Annotated in this window: 12 protein-coding genes and 1 pseudogene; 7 read left to right on the top strand and 6 right to left on the bottom strand. The window is 58.9% G+C overall.

The window, feature by feature from the left end:
* Nucleotides 1–116 precede the first annotated feature (116 nt).
* From B498_RS17075 to B498_RS17095, 5 genes are all read right to left on the bottom strand, one after another.
* Nucleotides 117–1496, bottom strand: coding sequence for a carbohydrate porin (locus B498_RS17075; protein WP_008500137.1), 1380 nt, complete (start codon nt 1494–1496; stop codon nt 117–119).
* A gap of 139 nt (nt 1497–1635) precedes the next feature.
* A complete protein-coding gene (locus B498_RS17080; RefSeq protein WP_008500136.1) occupies nt 1636–1938 on the bottom strand; it encodes a PTS lactose/cellobiose transporter subunit IIA in 303 nt (100 codons plus the stop codon).
* Nucleotides 1939–1943: 5 nt separating this feature from the next.
* The gene (locus B498_RS17085; protein ID WP_008500134.1) at nt 1944–3320 is read right to left on the bottom strand and encodes a glycoside hydrolase family 1 protein; all 1377 of its coding nucleotides are present in this window, start codon (nt 3318–3320) and stop codon (nt 1944–1946) included.
* 17 nt (nt 3321–3337) lie between these two features.
* On the bottom strand, nt 3338–4666 hold the full coding sequence (locus B498_RS17090; RefSeq protein ID WP_008500133.1) for a PTS cellobiose transporter subunit IIC: 1329 nt from the start codon (nt 4664–4666) through the stop codon (nt 3338–3340).
* Between the two features lie 11 nt (nt 4667–4677).
* Nucleotides 4678–4992 carry a PTS sugar transporter subunit IIB gene (locus B498_RS17095; RefSeq protein WP_008500132.1) on the bottom strand — a complete coding sequence of 105 codons (315 nt, stop codon included), beginning with the start codon at nt 4990–4992 and terminating at the stop codon, nt 4678–4680.
* A 293-nt stretch (nt 4993–5285) separates the two neighbouring features.
* Here B498_RS17095 and B498_RS17100 point away from each other — a divergent pair, with 293 nt between their 5' ends.
* Complete coding sequence (locus B498_RS17100) at nt 5286–6236, top strand: LacI family DNA-binding transcriptional regulator (protein ID WP_008500131.1); 951 nt, start codon at nt 5286–5288, stop codon at nt 6234–6236.
* Nucleotides 6237–6286: 50 nt separating this feature from the next.
* Here B498_RS17100 and B498_RS17105 read toward each other — a convergent pair whose 3' ends face one another.
* Nucleotides 6287–6583 (bottom strand): YicS family protein, encoded by a 297-nt coding sequence (locus tag B498_RS17105; protein ID WP_008500130.1) that lies wholly within the window; start codon nt 6581–6583, stop codon nt 6287–6289.
* Between the two features lie 140 nt (nt 6584–6723).
* Here B498_RS17105 and B498_RS17110 point away from each other — a divergent pair, with 140 nt between their 5' ends.
* The 6 genes and pseudogenes from B498_RS17110 to cdiA all read left to right on the top strand — a co-directional run bounded on the left by B498_RS17110 (nt 6724) and on the right by cdiA (nt 24560).
* Nucleotides 6724–7143, top strand: coding sequence for a GNAT family N-acetyltransferase (locus B498_RS17110; protein WP_008500129.1), 420 nt, complete (start codon nt 6724–6726; stop codon nt 7141–7143).
* 147 nt (nt 7144–7290) lie between these two features.
* A complete protein-coding gene (gene nlpA / locus B498_RS17115) occupies nt 7291–8091 on the top strand; it encodes a lipoprotein NlpA (protein WP_008500128.1) in 801 nt (266 codons plus the stop codon).
* 122 nt (nt 8092–8213) lie between these two features.
* Nucleotides 8214–8993, top strand: coding sequence for an MBL fold metallo-hydrolase (locus B498_RS17120; RefSeq protein WP_008500127.1), 780 nt, complete (start codon nt 8214–8216; stop codon nt 8991–8993).
* A 26-nt stretch (nt 8994–9019) separates the two neighbouring features.
* Nucleotides 9020–9973: pseudogene (locus B498_RS0121245) on the top strand (GlxA family transcriptional regulator).
* A 182-nt stretch (nt 9974–10155) separates the two neighbouring features.
* Nucleotides 10156–11853, top strand: coding sequence for a ShlB/FhaC/HecB family hemolysin secretion/activation protein (locus tag B498_RS17125; protein ID WP_008500124.1), 1698 nt, complete (start codon nt 10156–10158; stop codon nt 11851–11853).
* Between the two features lie 14 nt (nt 11854–11867).
* Nucleotides 11868–24560, top strand: a complete 12693-nt coding sequence (gene cdiA / locus B498_RS0121240) for a contact-dependent inhibition toxin CdiA (protein WP_008500123.1) — start codon at nt 11868–11870, stop codon at nt 24558–24560.
* Nucleotides 24561–24563: the final 3 nt, after the last annotated feature.

Below are 24563 nucleotides of genomic sequence, written 5' to 3'. Positions count from 1 at the left end.
ATTTTTTTCTAGCATAACATGGGATCTTGCCGGGTGGCGCTGCGCTTGCACGGGCCTACAAAACCTTGTAGGCCCGTGCAAGCGCAGCGCCGCCGGGCGAAACAAACGACGCTCTACTAGAACCACGCCTCCCACATTGCGCCGACGTTGAAGTCGTCGAGCGTCTCGTCTTTGGTGTTGTTCACGCGCGCGGTGCGTGCGTTATCCACTTTGCCACCGGTCACGTAGAAGCGCAGCATCGGACGGAACTCTGGCCCCATGGCGATAGACATGTTCTGCGACAGGGTCAGCTTCCAGCCCTTGTTGTCGCCGCCGTTATCGTAGTCAACGTGCTGCCAGCCTGCTTCCAGCCAGGTGGAGTGAACGTCGTTCCACCAGTGCATCGGGCGCACGATGGCGTTGTAGTTCTTACGGTTGTCGGTCTTATCGCGGCTGTTGTCATAATCGTGGAAGGCGAGGATGTACTCCACCTGCGTGGCCTGGGTGAATTTATACAGCCCTTCGAAGCTGGCGTAGACCGTGGTCAGATCCTCGGTTTTGTTGAACACGCTGTTGTCCGCGTTATCGGAGTAGCGGGCAATCACCTTGTTCACGCCGCTGTCGTTGGTGTGGCTCAGCACCACGCCGCCCTGCCAGGCGTTCAGACGCTCGTCGCTCTCCACCGCTTTCGAGTCAAAGCCGTAGTTGGCGTACAGCTCCAGATCCAGCGGACCGAGCTTCATGCCGTGGATTTTAGACGTCGCGGCGTAGTTGCCTTTGTCGCCCGTGCCGGAACCGCCGGTACAGGTGATACGCGACGGGTTCGCTTCGTCTTCCATCACTTCCGGGCTACAGGATTCCACCGCCGCCACGGCGGCCACGTCAAACTGCACGCCGCCGATGTCGAAGTTCTTCACCCCGGCGCCCTGGCCGTCGTGGTTCATCCAGAAGTAATCGTTGATGCCCTGCTGCGGACGCTGGTGGAAGTCACGACCGGCCCAGAAGTAGGCGTTCGGGTTGGAGGCCATAATATTGGTCACCCCGGCGTAGGCCTTTTTCAGGTTAACTTCGTCGCCCCAGTGGTCGATCATCACGTTGATGTCCCAGATGGCGCCGTTTTCGCCCTTGAAGGCTTTAGAGAGCTGGAACTCGCCGCCGTTGCCTTCGTTACCCAGACGACCAATCGCGGACGCGCCGTTGTAGGAGCCATCGACAGCCACGTATTTCTGATCGGCGGCCTGGAAGTGCGCGCCGTAGCGGGCGTAGCCGGTAAATTTAATCCCGAACGGAATCGCCATGTCCGGGGATTGCGCGGCGCTTTGCGGCTCGGTCACCACGTCCGCTTTTTTCGCGACGGCGGCATCCATTTTGGCCTGGCGCTCGGCCAGGGCTTTATCCACCGCTTTCGCCACAATGGCGTCGATTTGCTCCTGGGTGAATTCTTGTGCGAGCACGGAAATTGGGCAAAGCGCGGCGATAACCGCCATGGTTAATGGAAGTTTTTTAATCGTATTCATGGTTATCTCAATATAGTTTAATTTTATTCAGACAATAACCATCCCGCTCCGATCTGACAGAATATGTCGCTATCATCAGAACAAGTGGATTTCTATTTTTTAGGTACAGAGGTATTGCATTAATTTATTTCGCCATAGACTATCTCTGATATAAATGAATAATTTCTTCAGACAATTCACGCGCTAATAACGAATTCATTAAATGATCCTGCGCGTGCACCATAATTAAGGTCATCGGCTGGCGGGCTTCGCCTGCGTCCTGCTCGATCAGTTTGGTCTGCATCTTGTGCGCCTGGCGCGCATAGCCGTCGGCTTCGCGCAGCAGGCTTTTGGCTTCGTCAATGTTGCCCTGGCGCGCCGCGTGCAGCGCCTCAAAGCACAGGCTGCGGGACTGGCCAGCATTGACGATAATTTCCATAACGGCTTCTTCTAATGCGATCATTATCATTACTCTTTTTCAAAACTATTATTTAAGGCGGTGGTGGCAAACCACTCTCCGCTTTTCTTAATGGTGCGCTGCTGCGTCTCCAGATCGAGCTGGATAAATCCGTAGCGATTTTTATAGGCATTGCACCACGACCAGTTATCGATAAATGTCCACATATGGTAGCCAAGACAATTACACCCTTCGCTAATGCCTTTATGCAGCCAGGTTAAATGCTCAGAGATAAACTCAATGCGGTATTGATCGTTAATCTGGCCATTTTCAATAAAGCGCTGCTCGTTTTCGACGCCCATCCCGTTTTCAGAAATAAAGCAGCGGGGGTTACCGTAATTGTCGCGCAGGTTAATCAGAATATCGTAGATACCTGGCGCATAGATTTCCCAGCCGCGGTAGGGGTTCATCTTGCGGCCCGGCATCTCGTAGCTATCAAAGAACCATTCCGGCATAAACGGCGCCTGCGGGTTCACCGCGCTGTCGCGGCACTTCACGCGACGCGGCTGATAGTAGTTAATGCCGAGCAGGTCGATTTTCCCTTCCGCAATCAGGAAACCGTCTTCCGGCTTGCAGGCGGGCAGTTGGTCGTAAGATTTCAGCAGCGCCACCAGATCCGCTGGGTATTCGCCGCGCAGGACCGGGTCGAGGAAGCTGCGGTTAAACATCAGGTCCGCAACGTGCGCCGCCTTCACGTCAGCCGGGTTTTGCGAGCGCGGATACGACGGCGTCAGGTTTAGCACGATGCCGATCTCCCCCGCGTAATGCCCGGCGCGGTAAGCCTGAACTGCCTTCGCATGCGCCAGCACCGTGTGATACGCCACGGTGACCGCCCGGCGGAAATCCACCACGTTCGGATAGTGGAAGTCGTACAGATAACCGCCTTCCACCGGCACAATCGGCTCGTTGAAGGTAAACCAGTGCAGCACGCGGTCGCCGAACAGCTCGAAGCAAATCTGTGCATAGCGGGCGTACGCGTCCACCACGTCACGGTTTTCCCAGCCGCCTATCTCCTGCATCGCCATCGGCATGTCGAAATGGAACAGGGTGATGAACGGCGTGATGCCCTGTTCATTCAGTTCATCAATGACCTGATGATAAAAATCGACCGCGTCCGGGTTCACTTCACCGATACCGTCGGGGATCAGGCGCGCCCAGCTAATCGAGGTGCGAAAGCTGTTGTGATTCAGCTGTTTCAACAACTGAATGTCCGTTTTCCAGTGCTGATAAAACGTGGAGGTCTGCTGCGGCCCCACGCCGTTGTGAAAACGGTTCGGCTCGCGGGCAAACCAGTAATCCCACGTGGTTTCACCCTCTCTTGCCCCTTCCGTCTGGAGAGCGGAGCTTGCGCTGCCCCACCAGAAGTTATCGGGAAATGCGTATTTCATGACCCTTCCTCTTTGACTTAATTACTTGTGGCTTCAGCGGCACCCACAGTTGCAGCCTGGGCTTTCTGCTCTTCGTTTTTAATCAACGTACGCTCGTAGGCGCGCAGGAACGGCAGGTACATCAGCGCCGACATCACCATGCAGACCAGGCACATTACCACCGGGCTCAGCGCCCAGTTCGCCGCCCACGAGGCGCCAATTGGTGCTGGGGTAGTCCACGGGGTTAACGAGACGACCTGTGCCAGCCAGCCGAGCTTAGTTGCACCGTACGCCAGGCAGGCGTTGACCAGCGGAACGCACACGAACGGGATAAACAGCATCGGGTTCATGATGATCGGCGCACCGAACAGAATCGGTTCGTTGATGTTAAAGAAGCTTGGCACCACGCCCATTTTTCCGATGGTGCGCAGGTGCGTAACGCGGCTGCGCAGCAGCAGGAACGCCAGCGGCAGGGTGGAACCGACGCCGCCAATCAGCAGATAGTGATCCCAGAAGCCCTGCAGGTAAACGTGCGGCAGCGCCGCGCCTGCGGCCAGTGCCGCCTGGTTTGCCGAGAGGTTGGCCATCCAGAACGGGTTCATGATGCCGGTAACAATCAGCGAGCCGTGGATACCGGCAAACCAGAAGATCTGGCACAGCAGCACGGAGAGCAGAATGGCGGGCAGGGAGTCAGACGCGGACACCAGCGGCTCCAGCAGGTGCATGATCGCCTGCGGGATAATCATCCCGGTCTGCGCTTCAATGAACAGGTTCAGCGGATGCAGCGTGCCGATCACCACCATCACCGGAATCAGGATCTCAAACGAACGCGCCACGCCGGTGGGCACTTCCTTCGGCAGGCGGATGGTGACGTTGTTCTGCTTCAGCCAGGCATAGACACGGGTGGCGTAGATCGCGGTAATCAGCGCGGTGAAGATGCCCTGGCCGGAGAGATACTGGGTCGAGATTTTGCCGTCGGCATACGGCGCGGCGACCAGCAGGAAGGCCATAAAGGCCAGCAGGCCGGACATCACCGGGTCGAGGTTAAACTGACGCCCCAGGCTCGCCCCAATCCCTACCGAGATGAAGAAGGTCATCACGCCCATGCTGAGGTTAAACGGCAGCATCAGCTGTTCGCGGTAGGTCTGGGAGAAATCCAGCCAGCCGCGGGCGAAGCTGTTGGTGGTATCCGCCGAGAACGGCGGGAAGATGAACACCAGCATAAACGAGCCGATGATCATAAACGGCAGCGCGGCGGTAAAGCCGTCGCGGATGGCAATCACGTACTTTTGCTGGCCGAGCTTCGCGGCCAGCGGGGTAATTGACTGCTCAATCACCGCGACCATGGATTGATATAACGAACTCATGTGAACACCTTTTAGTGTGCCGCTTCGATGAGCGACAGAGCAAAGTCCAGTACTTTATCGCCACGCTGCATGCCGTAGTCCATCATGTCGATGGGCTGCACCGGAATGCCATGCGTCGCCGCCTTGTCTGAGAGTGTCTGTAACATGTATTTCACTTGCGGTCCGAGAAGTACCACCTGGTATTGCGGAAACTGCGTATCAAATTCGGAAACACCGTACGCATCAATCTTCACCGGCAAACCACGTTCTTTCGCGACATCGACCATTTTGCTGACCAACAGGCTGGTGGACATCCCGGCAGAGCAGCACAGCATAATCTTGAACATCGACAACCATCCTCTAAATGTAAAAAGTTATTGCGAGGATGATTGGACATGATACGGAAACCGGTTTCCATTCATAAAAGACAGAACTGTGACAACCATCAAGATCCAATACTTATGAGGCTAATTAACCGGATGCAGGTCACATAATTTGGCTGTTTTGACATCATTTTGAGTGGAAACGGAAAATCGGTTTCCATGGAAAACGGAAACGGATATACTCCGTTCTGGCTATAATGTGAGCCGAAGCGGTCATGGAATTTGCAGGCGCGAGGTAAGCCTGCCAGGGGAAAGAGATGTCGACAATCAATGATGTATCACGTCTTGCCGGGGTGTCTAAAGCCACGGTATCGCGAGTGTTGAGTGGGTCGCGTGGCGTAAAGGAAGCCAGCCGTCAGGCCGTACTGAAAGCGGTGGATGAGCTGAACTACCGGCCTAACGTGATTGCCCAGTCGCTGCTGAGCCAGTCGACGGGCTGTATCGGGGTCATTTGCGCGCAGGAAAATATTAACCAGACCACCGGTTATCTCTACGCGCTGGAAAAACAGCTCAGCCAGCATCAAAAACACCTGCTGCTGCGCTTCGCGCACAGTAAAGCGGAAGTGATGCACGCCCTTGAAGAACTCTCTCGCGGGCTTTGCGATGACATCCTGGTGATTGGCGCGCGTTTCCCGCTGGACGTCGATATGGACAACGTCATCCTGGTCGACTGCATGGAGTCTGATAATTCCAACAGCATTCAGTTCGATCACGCCTTCGCAGCCGAAACCGCCTGTAACTACCTGACCAGCCAGGGGCGACGGCAGATTGCCCTGATCCACCCGCACGGCAGCGGGTTTGCCGACCAGGTTCTGCTCGGCTACAAGCACGCGCTGGAGAAAAATTTCCTGCCCTTTAATCGCAACCTTGTGTTCATGGACGCGACCTCCTCGTCCGTTGCGCTACAGGAGCTGCTGAATAACGCCAGCACGCTGAACTTCAACGCACTGCTGGTGGCGGACGAGCAGGAAGCCCAGCGGGTGATCCCGCAGCTGCAGGCGTTTAATAAATCCGTGCCGGACGACATTATGGTCTTTAGCCTGGCCGGATCGCTGCACCTGCCGGGTATTCCGGTGATCCCGGCGATTGAATATTCAATGGATGCCATGGCGGCGCGTATCGTGAGCTGGCTGACGGAGAAAACGCAGATGCTGGGCTCGTATGTGCTGCGCGGGGATTTGATTATTCCAGACGTGCGTAAGCGTTAAAAATATTTTGTAGGCCGGGTAAGGCGCAGCCGCCACCCGGCAAGCAGCATTCAATAATCTTCCATACAATCCACCTGACCAACCGCCGCCCAGTAGGCGTCCAGGTTGTCGCGCTTCACGGCGGTAACGGCATTTTTGATCAGCAGCTGATTGGCCTCTGACGACAAAATCATCGACTGCCAGGCCTTATCGCTCTGCTTTTTCTGTGGCGTACAGGTTTTCTTTATATCTTTCAGGACCTGCTGCTTAATCTGCGCCTCTTTCACCGGATCCTCCTTTTCCTGAGCATGGACAAACGCGGCGAACAGCAGACAAACCAGCAGACAGACCAGATGCGCAGCTTTCATCAACAACCCCCATTAGAAGTCACAGGCTTCCCATGAAATATATCGTTACATTCAGTGTAGCGACGCCAGCCGAAAGTATGAATTTTCTCCACGTTGCGTGTGTGAGATAGTGAAACGGCACAGATAACAAGGAGAAAAATATGCACCTGAGCATTACTCATGCGGTTACGGCGCAGGAAAAAGAAGAGTTACTCACGGGCCTGAGAGCCTACAATGCGCAGTTTCTGGATCTCTCCACATTCAGCGGGGATATTGGCGTTTACGTGCGGGACGACATCGGCACCATGCTCGGCGGGCTCATTGGGGTGCGCAAAGGCGACTGGCTGAATATCGACTTTCTCTGGGTGAGCGATGCCGTGCGCGGATCCGGCGTGGGCAGCCAGCTCATCAAAACGGCGGAAGATGAAGCCAGACGCAAAGGCTGCAAGCACGCGCTGGTGGATACCGTCAGCTTCCAGGCGCGTCCGTTCTATGAAAAACAGGGGTACCAGCTGCAGATGTCTTTGCAGGATTATCCGTACCCGGGCATGCAGCGACATTACCTGGCGAAAGCCCTTTAAGCTCTGAATCCGCAGGCCGGGTAAGCGCAGCGTCACCCGGCCATACCCGCATATAACCGATCCTTCTTATTGATTCTTTTTCGGTTTTTATTTCCCCGCCTCGTTGTCGATATAGTCACTACAACATTCAGCAAAAGGAACTGTCTTGTGAAACGTCGATTGGGTGCTCTGGTACTGGCTGGCCTGCTGCTGGCAGGGTGCGATCAAAGTGGCAGCGATGCCAAACACATTAAAGTCGGCGTCATCAACGGCGCCGAGCAGGACGTGGCGGAAGTCGCCAAAAAGGTGGCGAAAGAGAAATATGGTCTTGACGTGGAGCTGGTGGGCTTCAGCGGCTCGCTGTTGCCTAACGATGCCACCAACCAGGGGGAACTGGATGCCAACGTCTTCCAGCATCGCCCGTTCCTTGCAGAGGATAACAAGGCGCATGGCTACAAGCTGGTGGCCGTGGCGAACACCTTTGTCTTCCCGATGGCAGGCTATTCCCGCAAAATCAAATCCGTCTCGGATCTGAAGGACGGGGCAACCATTGCCATTCCAAACGACCCGACCAACCTTGGCCGCGCGCTACTGCTGCTGCAAAAAGAGAAACTCATCACCCTGAAGCCGGATACCGGGCTGCTGCCGACGGCGCTGGATATTACCGCCAACCCTAAACAGCTGAAAATCATGGAGCTCGAAGGGGCGCAGCTGCCGCGCGTGCTGGACGACCCGAAAGTGGATGTCGCCATCATCAGCACCACCTATATTCAGCAAACCGGGCTGTCGCCGGTGCATGACAGCGTCTTTATCGAAGACAAAAACTCGCCGTACGTGAACATCGTGGTGACGCGCGAAGACAACAAAGACGCCGAGAACGTGAAAGAATTTATCCAGTCGTATCAGTCCCCTGAAGTAGCGAAAGCAGCGGAGACGATCTTTAATGGCGGGGCGGTGCCGGGCTGGTAAGGAACCCGCAGAAAGCGCGGTGACGAAAATTGGCCCGATTTCATCGGTAATCGCTCTTTAACCCACAGCATGACGCGCGACGGCTGGCTATCCTCCTTATCACACCAACCGGAGGATAGCCCATGAACATCACCCACATTCGCAACGCCACCCAGCTGATTACCTACGCTGGAAAACGTTTTTTAATCGACCCGATGCTGGCTCCGCAGGGCGCTTATCCGGGCTTCCCCGGCACGGCCCATGCCGAACGCCGTAACCCGACGGTCGAACTCCCCGTAGACGTCAACACGCTGCTGGACATCGACGCGGTGATCGTCACCCATACCCATGACGATCACTGGGATCGCGCCGCGGCGGAGCTGATCGCCAAAGATAAACCGATCTACGTACAAAATGACCGCGACGCCGCGCTGCTGCGCAGCCAGGGGTTTAGCAACCTGACGGTCATGACTGACGCAACCACCTTTGGTGATATCCGGATAGCGAAAACCCACGGCGGTCAGCACGGTACCGATCGCGCATACGCCGTGCCCGAACTGGCGGAGCGGCTGGGCGAGGCCTGTGGCGTGGTGCTGCGTCATCCAGATGAGAAGACGCTCTACCTTGCCGGGGATACCGTCTGGCGTGACGAGGTGGCGGCCGATCTGCAAAAGCACCAGCCGGACGTGGTGGTGCTGAACGCTGGCTATGCCCACGTCATTGGTTTTGGGCCCATTATTATGGGGCAGGAAGATGTGCTTAACGTTCATTTCCTGCTGCCGCAGGCCAACATTGTGGCGAGCCATATGGAGGCCATTAACCACTGCCTGTTGACCCGCAGCGCGCTGCGTGAGTACGTAGAAGCCAACCAGGTGAGTGACGCAGTGAGCATTCCCCAGGATGGCGAAACCGTTATATTCTGAGTGTCTGAAAGGGAAAGGAGAGACAAATGTCGCTAGTCAACGTCGCGATTGTCGCGGTAGACGGGTTCAGCCCGTTCCACTACTCCGTTCCCTGTATTCTGTTTGGCGACTCGGTCTCCGGAGAAAAGCGCTTTAACGTGACGATCTGCGCCGAAACGCCAGGGTTCCTCACCTCAAAAGACGGATTTTCCCTCAACGCCACGCAGGATTTTACCGCCATTGGGCAGGCCGATATTGTTGTCGTTCCCTACTGGCAGCACGTTCCTGAACGCCCGCCCCAGACGCTGCTCGACAGCCTGGTACAGGCGAGAGACCGCGGCGCAGAAATCGTCGGGCTGTGTCTGGGGTCGTTTGTGCTGGCCTGGGCGGGGATCCTCGACGGCAAACGTGCGGCCACCCACTGGGAGTTCGAACGTCAGTTTCAGTCGCTCTTCCCGAACGTTCGGCTGGATATTAATGCCCTTTACGTGGATGACGGCAATATCATCACTTCTGCCGGAACCGCCGCTGCGCTGGACTGCTGCCTGTATATCATTCGTCAGCGCTTTGGCAGCGTGGTTGCTAACCAGATTGCCCGCCGGATGATTGTTCCGCCCCACCGCTAGGGTGGCCAGGCGCAGTTCATCGCCCAGCCGGTGCCTAAAGATACCCGCGACGGACGCATTAACTGCCTGATCGACTACCTGCAGCAGCACATCACCGAACAACATAGTCTGGACTCGCTGGCTGAGGTGGTCTCGATGAGCCGCCGCACCCTGACCCGTCATTTTGTTAACGCTACAGGGATGAGCGTCGCCGACTGGTTGACCGCCGAACGCCTGCGGCGCAGCCAAATCCTGCTGGAAGCCGGAAATATGCCGATTGAACGCGTGGCTGAGCTGGTGGGATTTAATTCCGCCGTCACCTGGCGACAGCAGTTTAAGGCGCGTTTTGGGGTGAGTCCGGCGGAGTGGCGAAAGACGTTTCGGCTTCATGCCTAGTGTATTACGGCTAACTCAAGATTTAAGGGTGAGTTAAATCCTTTCTTATTTTCTCTTAATATCCTTCTCACTCTTCTGAAATAACTATTAATTTTAGGAGCCCTAATTCAAATTAGATATACTCGCTTTAAGAAAACTCTTATATTACAAAAATAATCATTGCGGACATTTTTGTGGCATGGATGAATAGCGCCGAAATAAAAATTAGAATAATTTCATTAGTAAATTATGCCGTTGCTATCTTATTGTTTTCGCTTTTTTCAGCGAGGGTGAGTGCTGCACCTTTATCGCCAGCCGATCGCGATTCCATTCAACAGCAACAGCAGCAGCTTTTATTACAGAACCAGCAACAGCGTGAGGAGCTGGAGCGGAGTATTCCTCGCCCCGCGCCCGCCAGACCGCTGCCGGTTACCGGCTCCGGACCCTGTTTCACCATTCATACCATTACCCTTTCCGGTGCGACCTTAATCTCCCCGAAAACCCGGCAGACCCTTGTCGCGCCGTGGCAGGGCCGCTGTCTGGATATGGCGAAAATAACGGAGCTTCTCGCCCATATTTCTGACTGGTATATCAGCCGGGGATATATCACCAGCCGCGCTTTTCTTACCGAGCAGGATCTCTCCGGCGGCCAGCTGAATATTGTTGTGCTGGAAGGCAGACTGGAAGCGATCCGTCTGGAAGGCGAAACGCCGCGTATGCTGAAAATGGCGTTTCCGGGGCGGGTGGGCGGCATCCTTAATTTACGCGACATCGAACAGGGCATGGAGCAAATTAACCGTTTGCGCGCCGAGCCGGTTCAGATTGAAATTCTTCCGGGAACGCAGGCCGGATATTCCATTGTTAATCTTACGGCAAAGCCGGAATTTCCCTTAAGTGCATCGGTAAGCCTGGATAATAGCGGGCAGAAGAGTACCGGCGAAGATCAGCTGAGCGGCGTGCTCACCGCGAATAATATGCTGGGGCTGGCGGATAAATGGTTTGTCAGCGGCGGGCGCAGCAGCGATTTTGCCAGCGCGTACGATGCGCAGAATTTCCAGGCGGGCGTCAGCGTGCCGTTTGGCTACGGATTACTGGACTACAGCTACGCCTGGAGTAACTACCGGACCACCATCAGTAACCAGGGATTCAACTGGCTCTCCACGGGCGATACCAAAACCCACCGCCTTAACGCGTCCTGGGTGGTCTTCCGCAACGGGGAGGTGAAAACCGGCATTGCGGCAGGCGTGGTTCAGCGATCCAGCCGCAACTGGCTCAACGACGCGCCGCTTCAGAGCAGCACGCGCAACCTCTCCAGCCTGATTCTGGGCATTACGCACACGCAAAAAATGCTGGGCGGCGTGGCGACCTTCAACCCGACCTGGAGCCACGGCATGCCGTGGTTCAATGCCGAAACCGACGAAGATAAGTCCGGGGATATGCCGCGCGCGGAATTCCGTAAATGGAGTCTGAACGCCAGCTTCCAGCGGCCGATTACCCGTAATGCCTGGTGGCTGACCAGCGCCTACGGCCAGTGGTCGCCCGATCGGCTGTACGGTTCCGAGCGCCTGACGCTCGGCGGCGAAAGCTCCGTGCGCGGTTTTAAAGAGCAGTACCTGTCCGGGGACAACGGCGGCTACTGGCGTAACGAGCTGGGATATTCCCTCTTCACCCTTCCGGTGATTGGCGCGGTGAGCGCAACGGTCGCCGTTGACGGCGGCTGGCTGGAAAAAGACCGTCAGGACCGCTTTGCCTCCGGCACGTTGTGGGGCGCTTCGGTGGGACTGAACAGCGCAGGGCGCGGGTACAGCAGCCAGATTTCGGTCGGTACGCCCCTGCACTACCCCGACTGGCTCGGCCCGGATCATGTGAGCGTTAACTGGCGCATTGCCTTCATGCTTTAAGAGACTCTACGACTATGGATACCCGTCACCCACCCGTTCGTTTCTCGCAGCGTCTGATCAGCTGGATTGTCTGCGGCCTGATGGTCTGGCAGCCGATGGCACCTGCCGTCGCGGCGGCGCTTACGCCGACCGGGCAGACCACGGTCGATCGGGCGGGGAACGGGGTGCCGGTCGTCAACATCGCCACGCCTAACGGGGCGGGTATCTCGCATAACCAGTTCGGTGAGTATAACGTCGGCAAAGAGGGGCTTATCCTCAACAACGGCACGGACCGTTTAACCCAGACCCAGCTGGGCGGGCTTATCCAGAACAACCCCAACCTGCAGGCCGGGCGGGAAGCGAAAGGCATTATCAACGAAGTCACGGGCGCCAGCCGCTCGCAGCTGCAGGGCTATACGGAAGTCGCCGGTAAAGCAGCAAACGTTATGGTGGCCAACCCGTACGGCATTACCTGTAACGGGTGCGGATTTATCAACACCCCGAACGTCACCCTGACCACGGGGAAACCGCAGTTCGACGCCAGCGGTAACCTGCAGGCGCTGGAGGTGACGAAAGGCGCCATCACGGTTGAAGGCCAGGGGCTGGATGCCAGCAAGAGCGACGCGCTGTCGATTATTGCGCGCGCAACGGAAGTGAACGCCGCGATTCATGCGAACGACCTGAAGGTGACGGCAGGAGCGAACCGCGTGGGCGCAGACGGCAGCGTCAGGCCGATTGCCGGTGAGGGTGCCGCGCCCGTGGTGGCCGTGGATACCGGCGCGCTCGGCGGGATGTATGCGAACCGTATCCGCCTGGTCTCCAGCGAGACGGGCGTGGGGGTGAACCTCGGCAACCTCACCGCGCGCCAGGGCGACATTCAGCTGGACGCGGGCGGGAAACTGACGGTCACGAACAGCCTGGCCAGCGGATCGATTACCGCGAACGGCGCGGGAGTGGCCCTCAACGGCAGCCATCAGGCCGGTGGCGCGCTGAATGTGGCCAGCTCGCAGGATGTGGAACTCAATAACAGCACGCTCGCCAGCCAGGGCGATATGCGCCTTTCCGCTGCGGGGAAAGTGCAGACGACGGGCGGCGGGACAAACAGCGCGGGCGCGCTGTCGGTGAGCAGCGGGCAGGGGATGACGCTCAGCAATACCTCCCTGGTCTCCCGCGGCGCGGCGACGCTGGACAGTAAAGCTACCCTGACCGTCAACGGCGGCGGCGTGTCGGCTCAGGGCGGGGCGCTAACCGTCACGAGCAAACAGGGAATGGCGCTTGCGGATGCGACGCTGACGGGTCAGGCCGACACCACGCTGTCCACCGACGGCAGCCTGACGCAGCGCGGCGGCAGCGTCACCAGCAAAGGCGCGCTCAGCGTGGCGGCCGGGAAAGATATCACGTTGGCGAATACCCGCAGCGGTAGCGATACCCGCGCGACCCTCAGCAGCGGCGGCACGCTGTCATCCACGGCCAGCGCGGTCTCGGCAGGAGAGAATCTGGCCCTGAGCGGCGGACAGCTGGTGATGGACGGCCAGAGCCGGGCCGATGCCACGGGCGATGTCCGCCTGACGGGCAGCGCCGTCAGTAATCAGGGGCAGGTGAATGCGGGGCGCGACATTGCCCTCTCCGGCGACAGGGTATCCACCAGCGGCCAGCTGGCGGCGAAAGGCCACCTTGACGTGAACGCAGGAGTGCTGACAAACGGCGGCACGGTGCAGGGTAACGACGTCACCCTGAAGGGGCAGACGGTCACTAACAGCGGTACCCTGCAGAGCGCAGGCAACCTGGCGCTGAGCGTTGATACCCTGGAGCAGCGGGGCACGCTGAGCGCGAAAGGCAATGCGAACGTCACGGCGCAGCAGACCCTGCGTAACAGCGGCAGCCTGCTGGCTGACGGCGCGATGAGCGTGACGGCAGACACGCTTGAACAGAACGGCACCCTGTCCGGCGCGACGGCGCTGACGGCGCAGGCCGGCACCCTGACCAGCGGTCAGGCGTCCCGCACCACCAGCCAGGGCAATGTACAGATTTCCGCGACCCGCAGCGCCAGCCTGAACGGGCAGACGGACGCGGCGGGGGCCTTAACCGTCAGCACCGGCGACCTGACCACCGGCCGGGATGCGCATCTGCAGAGCGGGCAGGGGCTTACCCTGCAGGCGCAGAATGCCGCGCTGAACGGCACGCAGGCGGCGAAGGGTGCTCTGTCGGTGACGGCGGGCACGATTGCGCACGCCGGGAAATCCACCGGTAACGCGCTGAGTTTTAACGCAACCGGCGACCTGACCAGCGGCGGAGAGCTTACCGCCAGCGCCATCGCGCTCAGCGGACAGAACATCCTCCAGTCCGGCGTCGCAAAAGCGGATCGCATGACCCTGACGGCTCCTGACCGCATCACCAGCAGCGGTACGCTGGTTGCCGGTACGCTGGCGCTGGACGCTGCCTCGGTGGAGAACAGCGGACTGCTGCAGGGGACCACCCTGCTCGGCCTGAAGACCGGGTCACTCACAAACCTCGCGGGCGGATCGGTCTACAGCACGAAGGATTTAACGCTGAACGTTCCGGTGCTGTCTAACAGCGGGCTTATCACCACTGACGGCACATTGCGCCTCCGGGGCGACACGCTGACAAACCAGGGTGAAATCAACGGCGTCAGCCTGAGCAGCGACTACCTCAGCCTGACCAACACCGATACCGGACGCCTGCTGGCGGACGATCGGCTCACCCTGAACGGCACTGCGTTTGCTAACGCGGGCAATATTGCGGCCAGCGACCTGCACATCACGGCGGACAGCCTGCAAAACCAGGGCACCGTCGAGGGGGACTCGGCGCTGACGCTCGGCGTGGCAGACCTCACTAACCGTGGCGCGCTGCGCAGCAGCGGAACGCTGACGCTCGGCGGCGACACGCTGGCCAACAGCGGCGAGCTCAGCGCCACCGCGCTGCTGCTGAACCTGACCCGACAGGCCAGCAACGATGCCGACGGGCGGGTGATTGCCCGGAACGGCCTGACGCTGACCACCGCCAGCCTGACGAACAGCGGGCTGATGGCCGGTACCGACGCGCAGTTTAACAGCGCGTCGATGACCAACGGCGGCACGCTGCAGGGGACACACTCCCTCACGGCGACCGGGGCACAGCTCAGCAACCAGCAGGCGGGCATGCTGCTCTCCGGCGGCGCGCTCGACCTGCACCACACCACCCTGAACAACGCCGGGCTGCTGCAGGGCAACACCCTGAACCTCGCCACCGGTGAGTGGATGAACGCCGGCAACGCGCTGGGGGAAGCGGGCGTGACGGCGGCGGTGACCGGCACGCTGACCAACAGCGGTAAGGTGCTCAGCCAGCAGGCGCTGGACGTCCAGGCCGACAGGACCGATAACCGGGGCCAGCTGCTGGCGAAAGTGCTGACCCTGCGGGGCGACCTGCAGAACAGCGGCCTGCTTCAGGGCAGCAGCACGCTGGCCTGGTCCGGGAACACCTTCACGAACCAGCCTCAGGGGCAGGTGACGGGCGGCGAGACCCTGACGCTGAGCGGACAAACCCTCAGCAACGCGGGCAGCCTTCAGGGGCGCAGCGCGACGCTTGACGCCAGGAGCCTGAATAACAAGGGCAGCGTTCAGACGCTGGATGCCCTGACCCTTTCCACGACCGGCAGGCTAGATAACACGGGCGCCCTGCTCAGCCAGAATCTCTTCACGCTGACGGCGGCGCAGCTGTTCAACGACGGCCAGCTGGCCGGGAAAGCCCTCACGGTGAAGGCTGCGCAGCTGAACAACACCGGGATCCTTCAGGGCAACGACACGCTGGCGCTGACCACCCGCGCGCTGAGCAACGGCGCCACCGGGCAGCTGGTGAGCGGCAGTCCTCTGGACTTATCCCTCGACACGCTCGATAACGCCGGCCTGCTGCTGGTGAAGGGCGGGTTCACCCTGCGGGGCAGCGACCTGACGAACCGGGGCGATATTCAGGCGCAGAGCCTGGATTTGGGCATGAGCAATGCCCTGACCAACACGGGGAACATCATTGCTACCGACGATGCCGTGCTTAACGCGACGACGCTGACCAGCAGCGGCACGGTGGCGGGCAAAACGCTGACAGCAGGCGGTACTGAGCTGCGCAACAGCGGCCTGATGCAGGGCAGCAACGCGGTTAACGCCACCGCCGACCGCTTTATCAACGAGCTGAACGGTAAATGGCTCTCCGGCGGCGGCTTCACGCTGGCGGGCGGACAGCTGACGAACGCCGGTACGCTGCAGGGCGCCACGCTGGGCATGACCGGCACCACCCTCACCAACAGCGGCACGGTGAACGGGCAGACGGGACTCAGCGGCACGCTCAGCGGGGCGTTAACGAATACCGGGCTGCTGCAGAGCGGCGGCGCGACCGCCTTCACCGCGGATACCCTGGCGAACCCGGGGCGCATCACGGGCGGTACGCTGTCCCTCACCGCCCGCGATATGAACAACGGCGGGCTGATGCAGGGAACGAACGGCCTGGCGCTCACCGGCACCACGCTGACCACGGGCGCGACCTCGCGCACCCTCTCCGGCGGCATGCTGACGCTGGATGCAGGCCAGCTGACCACGCAGGGCACGCTGCAGGGGAACGGCGCGGACATCCGCGCCAGCGACTGGACGCACGGCGGGTCTCTGCTCAGCCAGGGACCGCTGACGGCCACGACCGGCGGCACGCTGACCTCAACCGGCTCGCTGATGAGCCAGGGCCGGGCGGATATCACCGCACAGACGCTGGATAACCGCGGGCAGCTCCTCAGCGAGGGCGATGTGACGCTCGGCGGCAGCACGCTTAAAAACAGCGGCACCGTGCAGGGGAACACCCTCGCGCTGCATCAGAACAGCATTAACAACCAGGGCACCTTAACCGGTCTGCAGAGCCTGACCGTTCAGGGGCAGCAGCGGCTGATGGCACGCATGGCGATGGCCGCGCCGCAGCAGGAGCTGATCAACGGCGCAGGCGGCAAGCTTCTTACCCAGGGCGCGCTGACGATTGCGTCCGGGGCAGTGACCAACGCCGGCAGCTGGCAGGCACAGAACATCCTGCTTAACGCCCGGTCGCTCACCAACAGCGGCGCGGTGCAGAGCGCCGGTGCGCTGCAGATGACGCTGGCCGACACGCTCACCGGAACCGCAGGCAGCAGGATCACCGCGCTGGGTGCGGCGACGCTGCAGGCCGCGACGCTGGCGAACCAGGGCCAGTGGGCGGCGAAAAACCTGACGCTGACGGGCGGCGCGCTCAGCAACAGCGGCGCCATCAGCGGCGTGAATGGCCTGACCCTCAGCCAGACCGGCGCGGTCAGCCAGCAGTCTGGCGGCACCCTGCTGTCCGGCGGGGCGCTGAACGTCACGGCGGCCTCCGTCACCAGCGACGGCAAAATGCAGGGGGGCACGCTCGGCATCACCACCGGGGCGCTCACCAACAACGGACGTCTGCAGGGCGATAACGGCGCGACGCTGGCCCTCAGCGGGGCGCTGACCAACAACAGCGGAGGCGAAATCGTCAGCCGCGATGCGCTGACGCTGACCACGCCCGCGTTGTTTAACTACGGCCTGATCCAGGGCGGCGGCGAGACGCGCGTGACCGCCTCCTCGCAGGCGCGTAACGACGGCAGGCTGCTCTCCGGCGCGCGCCTGACGCTCGGCACGCCGCAGTTCACCGGCACCGGCTGGCTGCAGGCCACCGACCTGATACTCAATGCGGCAAACGCCACCAACGGCGGCACGTGGGTGGCCGATCGCGCCACCCTGACCGGCACCAATTTCGCCAGCCAGGGCACCACCCAGGCGGGACAGCTGACGGTTAACTACAGCCAGCTGAACAACAGCGGCACGCTGCTCGGCAACACGCAGCTGAATATTGGCGCGGACCAGGTAACCCAGAGCGCGGGCGGCAAGCTGCTGAGCGGCGGCAACCTGTGGCTGCAGAGCCGGGGGCTGGACCTGACCGGCCAGCTGGTGTCCCTGGGGGACTTAACGCTGCAGCTGACGAACGCGTTTACCAGCAGAACCGCCGTGGCGGCAGGCAGAACCCTCACCATCAACAGCGGCGGCGACATTGATAACCGCAGCGTGCTGCAGGGGCAGGCGGTCAACCTGAACGCGGGCGGGCAGCTCAGCAACAACGGACAAATCACCACCGGCGGCGGCGCGAGTACGCTCTCCGGAAGCAGCGTGGCGCTGAACGCCGCGGGCTCGGTGCAGGGCGGAGGTGACATCACCGTGGCCAGCCGGAGCAACATTACCGTGGACGGCTTCACCGGCACGCGCGGCTCGCTGACCCTGAGCGCGCCGGGCGCCATCGTCAACACCGCGCTGCTGTACGCGGCGAATAACCTGGCGCTGTTTGCCGACAGCATCACCAACCAGCGCGGCGACATCATGGCGGGAAACAACCTGTGGATGCAGCGGGATGCGGCAGGGAATGCGAACAGCCAGGTGGTGAACACGTCTGGGAATATTGAGACGCAGGGTGGAAGTCTTAATATTAAAACCATCAACTTACGAAATGAACGGGAAGGGCTTAAAGCTTCAACTCAGAGTCAGGTACAACCAGTTGATGACTGGATGACAGGTGAGTCAACAATAGATGTGCCTGTTACGGCTCTGCCAAATGGAAGTTATGGTTTTTATTCGCGAGAAGTCATTACTGGTCCGGGTGCTGGTAACTGTGGAGCTAATAGTGCATGTAATATCCATCGCTCCACATACTATTATCTGGCTCCTTTTAAAAATACAGTCAGGCAGCGTTTTTCCGGAAGATACAGCACAACTGTTATCACAGGGGGCGATTCTCCATCAGGGCGTATCTCTTCAGGTAGTGACCTGACTATTCAGGCTTCCAGACTTGATAATAATGCCAGCAATATATTGGCAAACGGTGATATTCACCTGTCTGGAAATCAATTAAATAACCAGAGCTGGCAGGCAGGTAGTGAGGTTGATTACCTGATTTATGAATATAAACCGTTATCTGCGTCTGTTGGTTACGCAACAAGTAAGTTAGGCGTGGCTGGTAGTAAGAATATCAAATTCCAGAATGATACTATTGAGTACAATCTGGTTGGGCATGAAACAGAATTCCAACCGGGTGAACTCTACCGCGCCGTCATCCAGGCGGGCGGTAACGTCACCGCAAACTTCACCAGTAACATCAGCAACACCAATACCACTGCGAACGCGGGCGGCGTCAGCAACGTTATCTCCACGCCGTCGCTGAACACCCTCAGCAACCAGAGCGTCGGCAGCGGCGTACAAAAACAGGGGCTGAACACGACCGGCACCGTGGCGGTGAACTCGCCGCAGTGGAACGATCAGCTCCAGGGTGCGCTGCAGCAGCTTAACGGCGGCGGCGCGCTGGAAAACGGCGGCGCGTCCGGCACGTCTCTCAGCAACATTGGCACCACGCAGAAAGGCAACGCGAACCTCGGCCAGCTGGGCGCACTGGCGAACGCCGGGGTCACCACCGCCGATCTCAGAACCGCTCAGGGCGGCGCCGTCGGGCATTACCAGGGCCAGCGCGTCGATACCAGCGCTTACCCGCTTCCGTCGGGCAACAACGGCTATTTTGTCTTCTCCGACAACCCGAAAAGCCCGTACCTGATCAGCATCAACCCGAAACTGAACGGTCTCGGACAGCTTGATCCCGCCCTGTTTGCCGACCTGAACGCAATGCTCGGGGTCAAACCGTCGTCCACGGCACCGCAGGAGACGCGGCTGGCGTTTACCGACGAGAAGCAGTTCCTCGGCTCGTCCTATATGCTCGGCCGCCTCAACCTGAACCCGGATTACGACTACCGCTTCCTCGGCGATGCAGCGTTCGATACCCGCTATGTCTCCAACGTGGTGCTCAACCAGACCGGTAACCGCTACCTGAACGGCATCGGCTCCGATCTGGATCAGATGCGCTATCTGATGGACAACGCCGCGGCGGCGCAGCAGTCGCTGGGCCTGCAGTTTGGCGTCTCGCTGACCGCCGATCAGATTGCCGTGCTCGACCACAGCCTGCTGTGGTGGGAGAAAGCCACCGTTAACGGCGAAACCGTGATGGTACCGAAACTCTACCTGTCGCCGAAGGACGTCACCGTCAATAACGGCAGCGTAATCGCGGGCAACAACGTCACCCTGAAGGGCGGCGACATCACCAACAGCGGCAGCTCGCTGCTGGCGAAAAACAGCCTGACGCTCGACAGCCAGAACAGCATCAGCAACCTCAACAACGGCCTGATGAAAGCGGGCGGCGACCTCAACCTGAGCGCCATCGGCGATATCAATAACATCAGCTCCACCATCAGCGGCAAAACGGTCGCGCTGGAGAGCCTGGACGGCAGCATCAACAACCTGACCCAGGTTGAGCAGATTGATATCAACGCCGGAGGGAAGTACGGCAAGATCGGCCTGAAAGACACCCTGCTGGGCAACACGGCGTCTATTACCGCGCAGGATGGCCTGTCGCTTGAGGCGGGGAAAAACATCACCGTTACCGGGGCGAACCTGGCCTCCGGCGGCGATATGCTGCTGAACGCGTGGGGCGATATTGCCGTCAACGCGAATCAGATCAACGACGCATTCAGCTCCAGCCGGGCGAAAACCAGCCGTTCGTCCGTCACGTATCAGGGCAGTAACGTCACCGCGGGCGGCAACCTGCTGGTGAACGCCGGGCACAACCTTGACGTGACCGCCAGCGACCTGAAGGCGGGCGGCAGCGCGGGGCTGAGTGCGGGCAACGATCTCAATCTGAACGCGGCACAGACCAGAGAAAGCAGCCGTAAAGGGAAAAGCGAGTCCCATAGCACCGGGCTCGACCGCACCACGATTTCCGCAGGCGATAACCTGGTGCTGAAGGCCGGGCAGGATATCAACGCGCAGGCCGCCGCGCTGGCGGCGGAGAAAAGCGTCGGGCTGCAGGCGGGTCGCGACGTGAATCTGGCGGCGGAAGAGACCACGCAGGGCGATAGCTATAAGTCAGGCAAGAAAACCGTCATCAACGAATCGGTACGCCAGCAGGGAACCGAGATCGCCAGCGGGGCGAATACCCAGATCCTCGCCGGGCGCGATGTCACCACCGAAGCCGCGCAGGTAACGGCGAAGGGCGATATCGGCGTGGCGGCGGTCCGCGACGTCAATCTCAATACCGCGACCGAAAGCGATTATCACTACAAAGAGCAGACCAAAACCAAAAAAGGGTTCCTGAGCAAGAAAACCACCCACACCATCGAGGAGAACAGCGCGACGCGTGAATCCGGCTCATTGCTGAGCGGCGATAACGTGCAGGTGGTGGCGGGCAATAACCTGCTGGTGAACGGTTCCGCCGTGGCGGGCGATGGCGACGTGAAGCTTAAGGCGGGCAACAACGTCGATATCGTGGCTGCGACGAACAGCGATACCTCCTGGCGCTTTAAGGAAGAGAAAAAATCCGGCCTGATGGGCTCGGGCGGGATTGGTTTCACCATCGGCAGCAGCAAAAGTACCCAGGATCTCCGTGAGAAGGGCACCACCCAGAGCCAGAGCTTCAGTACGGTGGGCTCGACGGGGGGGAGCGTTGATATTGCCGCCGGTAATCAGCTGCATGTCAGCGGCGCGGATCTGGTGGCTGGCAAAAATATGGCGCTCACCGGAGACAGCGTGACGATCGAGCCGGGCCACGACAGGCTCACCAGCGATCAAACCTTCAAGCAGAAAAGCAGTGGCCTGACGATTGCCCTCTCCGGCGCAGTGGGTGACGCGGTGAACACTGCGGCCAGCACGGCAATGGCGGTGAAAGACCAGAGCGATGGCCGTCTCGCCGCACTGCAGGCGACCAAAGCGGCACTGTCGGGTGTTCAGGCCGTGCAGGCCAACCGTCTCGCTGAAGCGGCTAACGGCAGCGATCCCACCAACAATGGCGCGTTCGGCGTGATGGCCTCCATTGGCGGACAGTCCTCTAAATCCACCTCACACTCGGAGCAGGACAAAACGACCGGCAGCACGCTGAATGCCGGGGGTAACCTCGCCATCACGGCGACAGGTCAGGGCAACGCTGCCAACAGCGGTGATATTACCGTGGCGGGCAGCCAGCTGAAGGCTGGCAAGGATCTGACGCTCAATGCGGCTCAGGATATCAACCTGACGAGTGCAGCCGACACCAACAAACTGACGGGCAGTAACTCCAGCAAGGGTGGCTCAATCGGGATCGGTATTACCGCCGGTCCGAATGGCGCGGGCATCACCGTCTCTGCCAGCGTAAACGCCGCCAGAGGCAGCGAAAAAGGCAATGGAACCTCCTGGAACGAAACGACGCTGGATGCCGGACAGAACGTCAACCTGACCAGCGGCCGCGATACGGTACTTAAAGGCGCGCAGGTCAACGGCGATAAGGTCACGGCGGATGTCGGGCGCGACCTGACCCTCAGCAGCCTGCAGGATAGCGACAAATACAACAGCAAACAGCAGAGTATGAATGCGGGTGCAAGCTACACCTGGGGAGCGGGCAGCGGTAGCGGCAGCTTTAGCATCAGCCGCGACAAGATGAAGAGCAACTACGACTCGGTCCAGGAGCAGACCGGGATCTTCGCTGGCAAAGGCGGCTTTGATATTAACGTTGGCAACCATACGCAGCTGGACGGTGCGGTGATTGCCAGCCGTGCTGATGCAGACAAAAACCGCCTTGAGACCGGTACGCTGGGCTTTACGGACATCAACAATAAGGCGGAGTATAAGGTTGAACATCAGGGTGTCGGCTTCAGCAGCGGCGCCGGGGTTGCGGGTAATCTGGTTAGCAACATGGCCAGCACAATGCTGGCAGGAATGGGCGGCAGCGGCCATGCTGAAGGGACCACGCAATCAGCGGTAGCCGACGGTGCTATCATTGTTCGCGACCAGGCTAACCAGAAGCAGGACGTCAGCACGCTCAGCCGTGACACTGACCATGCCAATGGCAGCATCGACCCGATCTTTAACAAAGAGAAAGAGCAGAAACGCCTGCAAACCGCGCAAATGATTGGCGAGATCGGCAATCAGGTTGCGGATATTGCGCGCACCAACGGCAAGATTGCGGCCACGGAAGCGGCCAACGAGAAGATGAAAACCGCGGGCAGCGATGCGCGTAACGCCGCCATCAGCCAGCTGAAAAAAGACGGTAAAGAGGTTACCGATCAGGCGATTCATGACCAGATGTACCAGACCTTCTATAACGAAGCGTTTAACCAGTCTGGCATGGGAACGGGGCAGAGCACCCAGCGCGCCATCACGGCAGCAACGGCGGCCATTCAGGCGCTGGCAGGTGGCGATATTAAAGCTGCGATTGCGGGCGGTGCCGCGCCGTATATCGCCAATGCCATCGCGAATGCCATCCCGGAGAAGGATCTTAAGGGACGCGTGCTGGCCCATGCGGTTGTCAACGCCGCACTTGCAGCCGCTTCCGGCAGAGATGCGGCGTCCGCTGCAGCTGGCGCGGCGGTGGGTGAGCTGGCTGGTAAGATTGCGGTTGACGGTTTTGGCAAACAGGTCAGCGAACTGAGCGAGGAAGAAAAACAGACGGTATCTGCGCTGGCGACACTGGCTTCTGGTCTGGCTGGCGGGCTTGTCGGAGACAGCAGCGCGAATGCGGTAGCGGCGGCTCAGGCGGGCAAAACGACGGTTGAGAATAACTATCTTAGCAACCAACAACGTTCTGAGCGGGATAAAGAGTTTGATGCCTGTAAAGGTAACACCTCATGCCAGTTGAAAGTCGGTGCTAAATGGGATGCTATTGATATCGGGCAGGAGGCCGCCTACGGGGCTGGTATGCTGGTTGGTGTTCCTCAGGGGATTAGTGATTCCGTCGAGAGTTTATCGAAAGCCATCACAAATCCTGCCGCCACTTATGATGCGATTAAGCAATTAATCACGAGCGACGACATGTTCAGTACGATGTCGGATGCCGTTAAACAAAGTTATATTGATCGTATCAATCTGATGGAATCAGAGTATCAGAGGGCAGGTGCGGGAGGTGCGTACAATGCAGGTCTTGAGGCGGGTAAACTCATGTCCGATCTCATTACTGCTGTTGCCAGTGGTGTTGGTGTTGCAAAAACAGGTACGGCTCTGACAGAGAAGATTGTTGCAAAAGTCACTTCCAAAGTAGACAAAGTTATTCCTGAAAATCCATCGATCACATGGACTGCTGGCGATGGCGAGTATTCAGTAAAACCGGGTAAGGATATTAAAAATGTAGAGTATCCTGGCGGTCAGTACGACGGAAATTCGCTGCCATATAAAACCAGTACAGAGAAGGGCATTACGACAATCACTTATCCTGATGGGATGAGTATCAGAATTGATCAACCAAAACATCTGGCAACGGTTGATGGGTTTACGCAAAAGAGTGGGATTTCAGGTGGGCATAATGCTGATGCGTTTTATGATGCCGTTAAAAAATATGGCGTAAAAATCGTAAGCGAGAAACCTACAAATGTTAAAGGTATTTCTGAAGTTGAATACTTAGTTCCTACCAAAGATCGCATGGGGAATTTAGATGGAAAATATAAACCAAGTCCAGAAAAGAAAACTATCTATGATCCGAAAATATATACTGACAAAGTAATGTTAGATCTTGGGCAAGAGGCTGCAGTGAAAGGGTATAGAGATGCAATGCTCAATGGTCAGTCAGCATATGACGCTACAGCTGGCGGGTTGAATTTTAGAGTTTATCTCGATAAAAATACAGGTCGAGTCACAAACTTTCATCCCAAATAGGAT

This window comes from Enterobacter sp. SST3, assembly GCF_000286655.1.
Lineage (GTDB): Bacteria > Pseudomonadota > Gammaproteobacteria > Enterobacterales > Enterobacteriaceae > Enterobacter > Enterobacter roggenkampii.
The sequence above is the reverse complement of the archived record's forward strand: the minus strand, read 5'-3'. Positions and strand labels throughout refer to the sequence as shown.

What these genes read in the sequence shown, in the direction of transcription:
- B498_RS17125 (WP_008500124.1), top strand. Translation starts at nt 10,156, where the DNA reads ATGAATAGCGCCGAAATAAAAATTAGAATAATTTCATTAGTAAATTAT.
- B498_RS17110 (WP_008500129.1), top strand. Translation starts at nt 6,724, where the DNA reads ATGCACCTGAGCATTACTCATGCGGTTACGGCGCAGGAAAAAGAAGAG.
- B498_RS17080 (WP_008500136.1), bottom strand. Translation starts at nt 1,938, where the DNA reads ATGATCGCATTAGAAGAAGCCGTTATGGAAATTATCGTCAATGCTGGC.
- cdiA (WP_008500123.1), top strand. Translation starts at nt 11,868, where the DNA reads ATGGATACCCGTCACCCACCCGTTCGTTTCTCGCAGCGTCTGATCAGC.
- B498_RS17085 (WP_008500134.1), bottom strand. Translation starts at nt 3,320, where the DNA reads ATGAAATACGCATTTCCCGATAACTTCTGGTGGGGCAGCGCAAGCTCC.
- B498_RS17100 (WP_008500131.1), top strand. Translation starts at nt 5,286, where the DNA reads ATGTCGACAATCAATGATGTATCACGTCTTGCCGGGGTGTCTAAAGCC.
- B498_RS17095 (WP_008500132.1), bottom strand. Translation starts at nt 4,992, where the DNA reads ATGTTCAAGATTATGCTGTGCTGCTCTGCCGGGATGTCCACCAGCCTG.
- B498_RS17090 (WP_008500133.1), bottom strand. Translation starts at nt 4,666, where the DNA reads ATGAGTTCGTTATATCAATCCATGGTCGCGGTGATTGAGCAGTCAATT.
- B498_RS17075 (WP_008500137.1), bottom strand. Translation starts at nt 1,496, where the DNA reads ATGAATACGATTAAAAAACTTCCATTAACCATGGCGGTTATCGCCGCG.
- B498_RS17120 (WP_008500127.1), top strand. Translation starts at nt 8,214, where the DNA reads ATGAACATCACCCACATTCGCAACGCCACCCAGCTGATTACCTACGCT.
- B498_RS17105 (WP_008500130.1), bottom strand. Translation starts at nt 6,583, where the DNA reads ATGAAAGCTGCGCATCTGGTCTGTCTGCTGGTTTGTCTGCTGTTCGCC.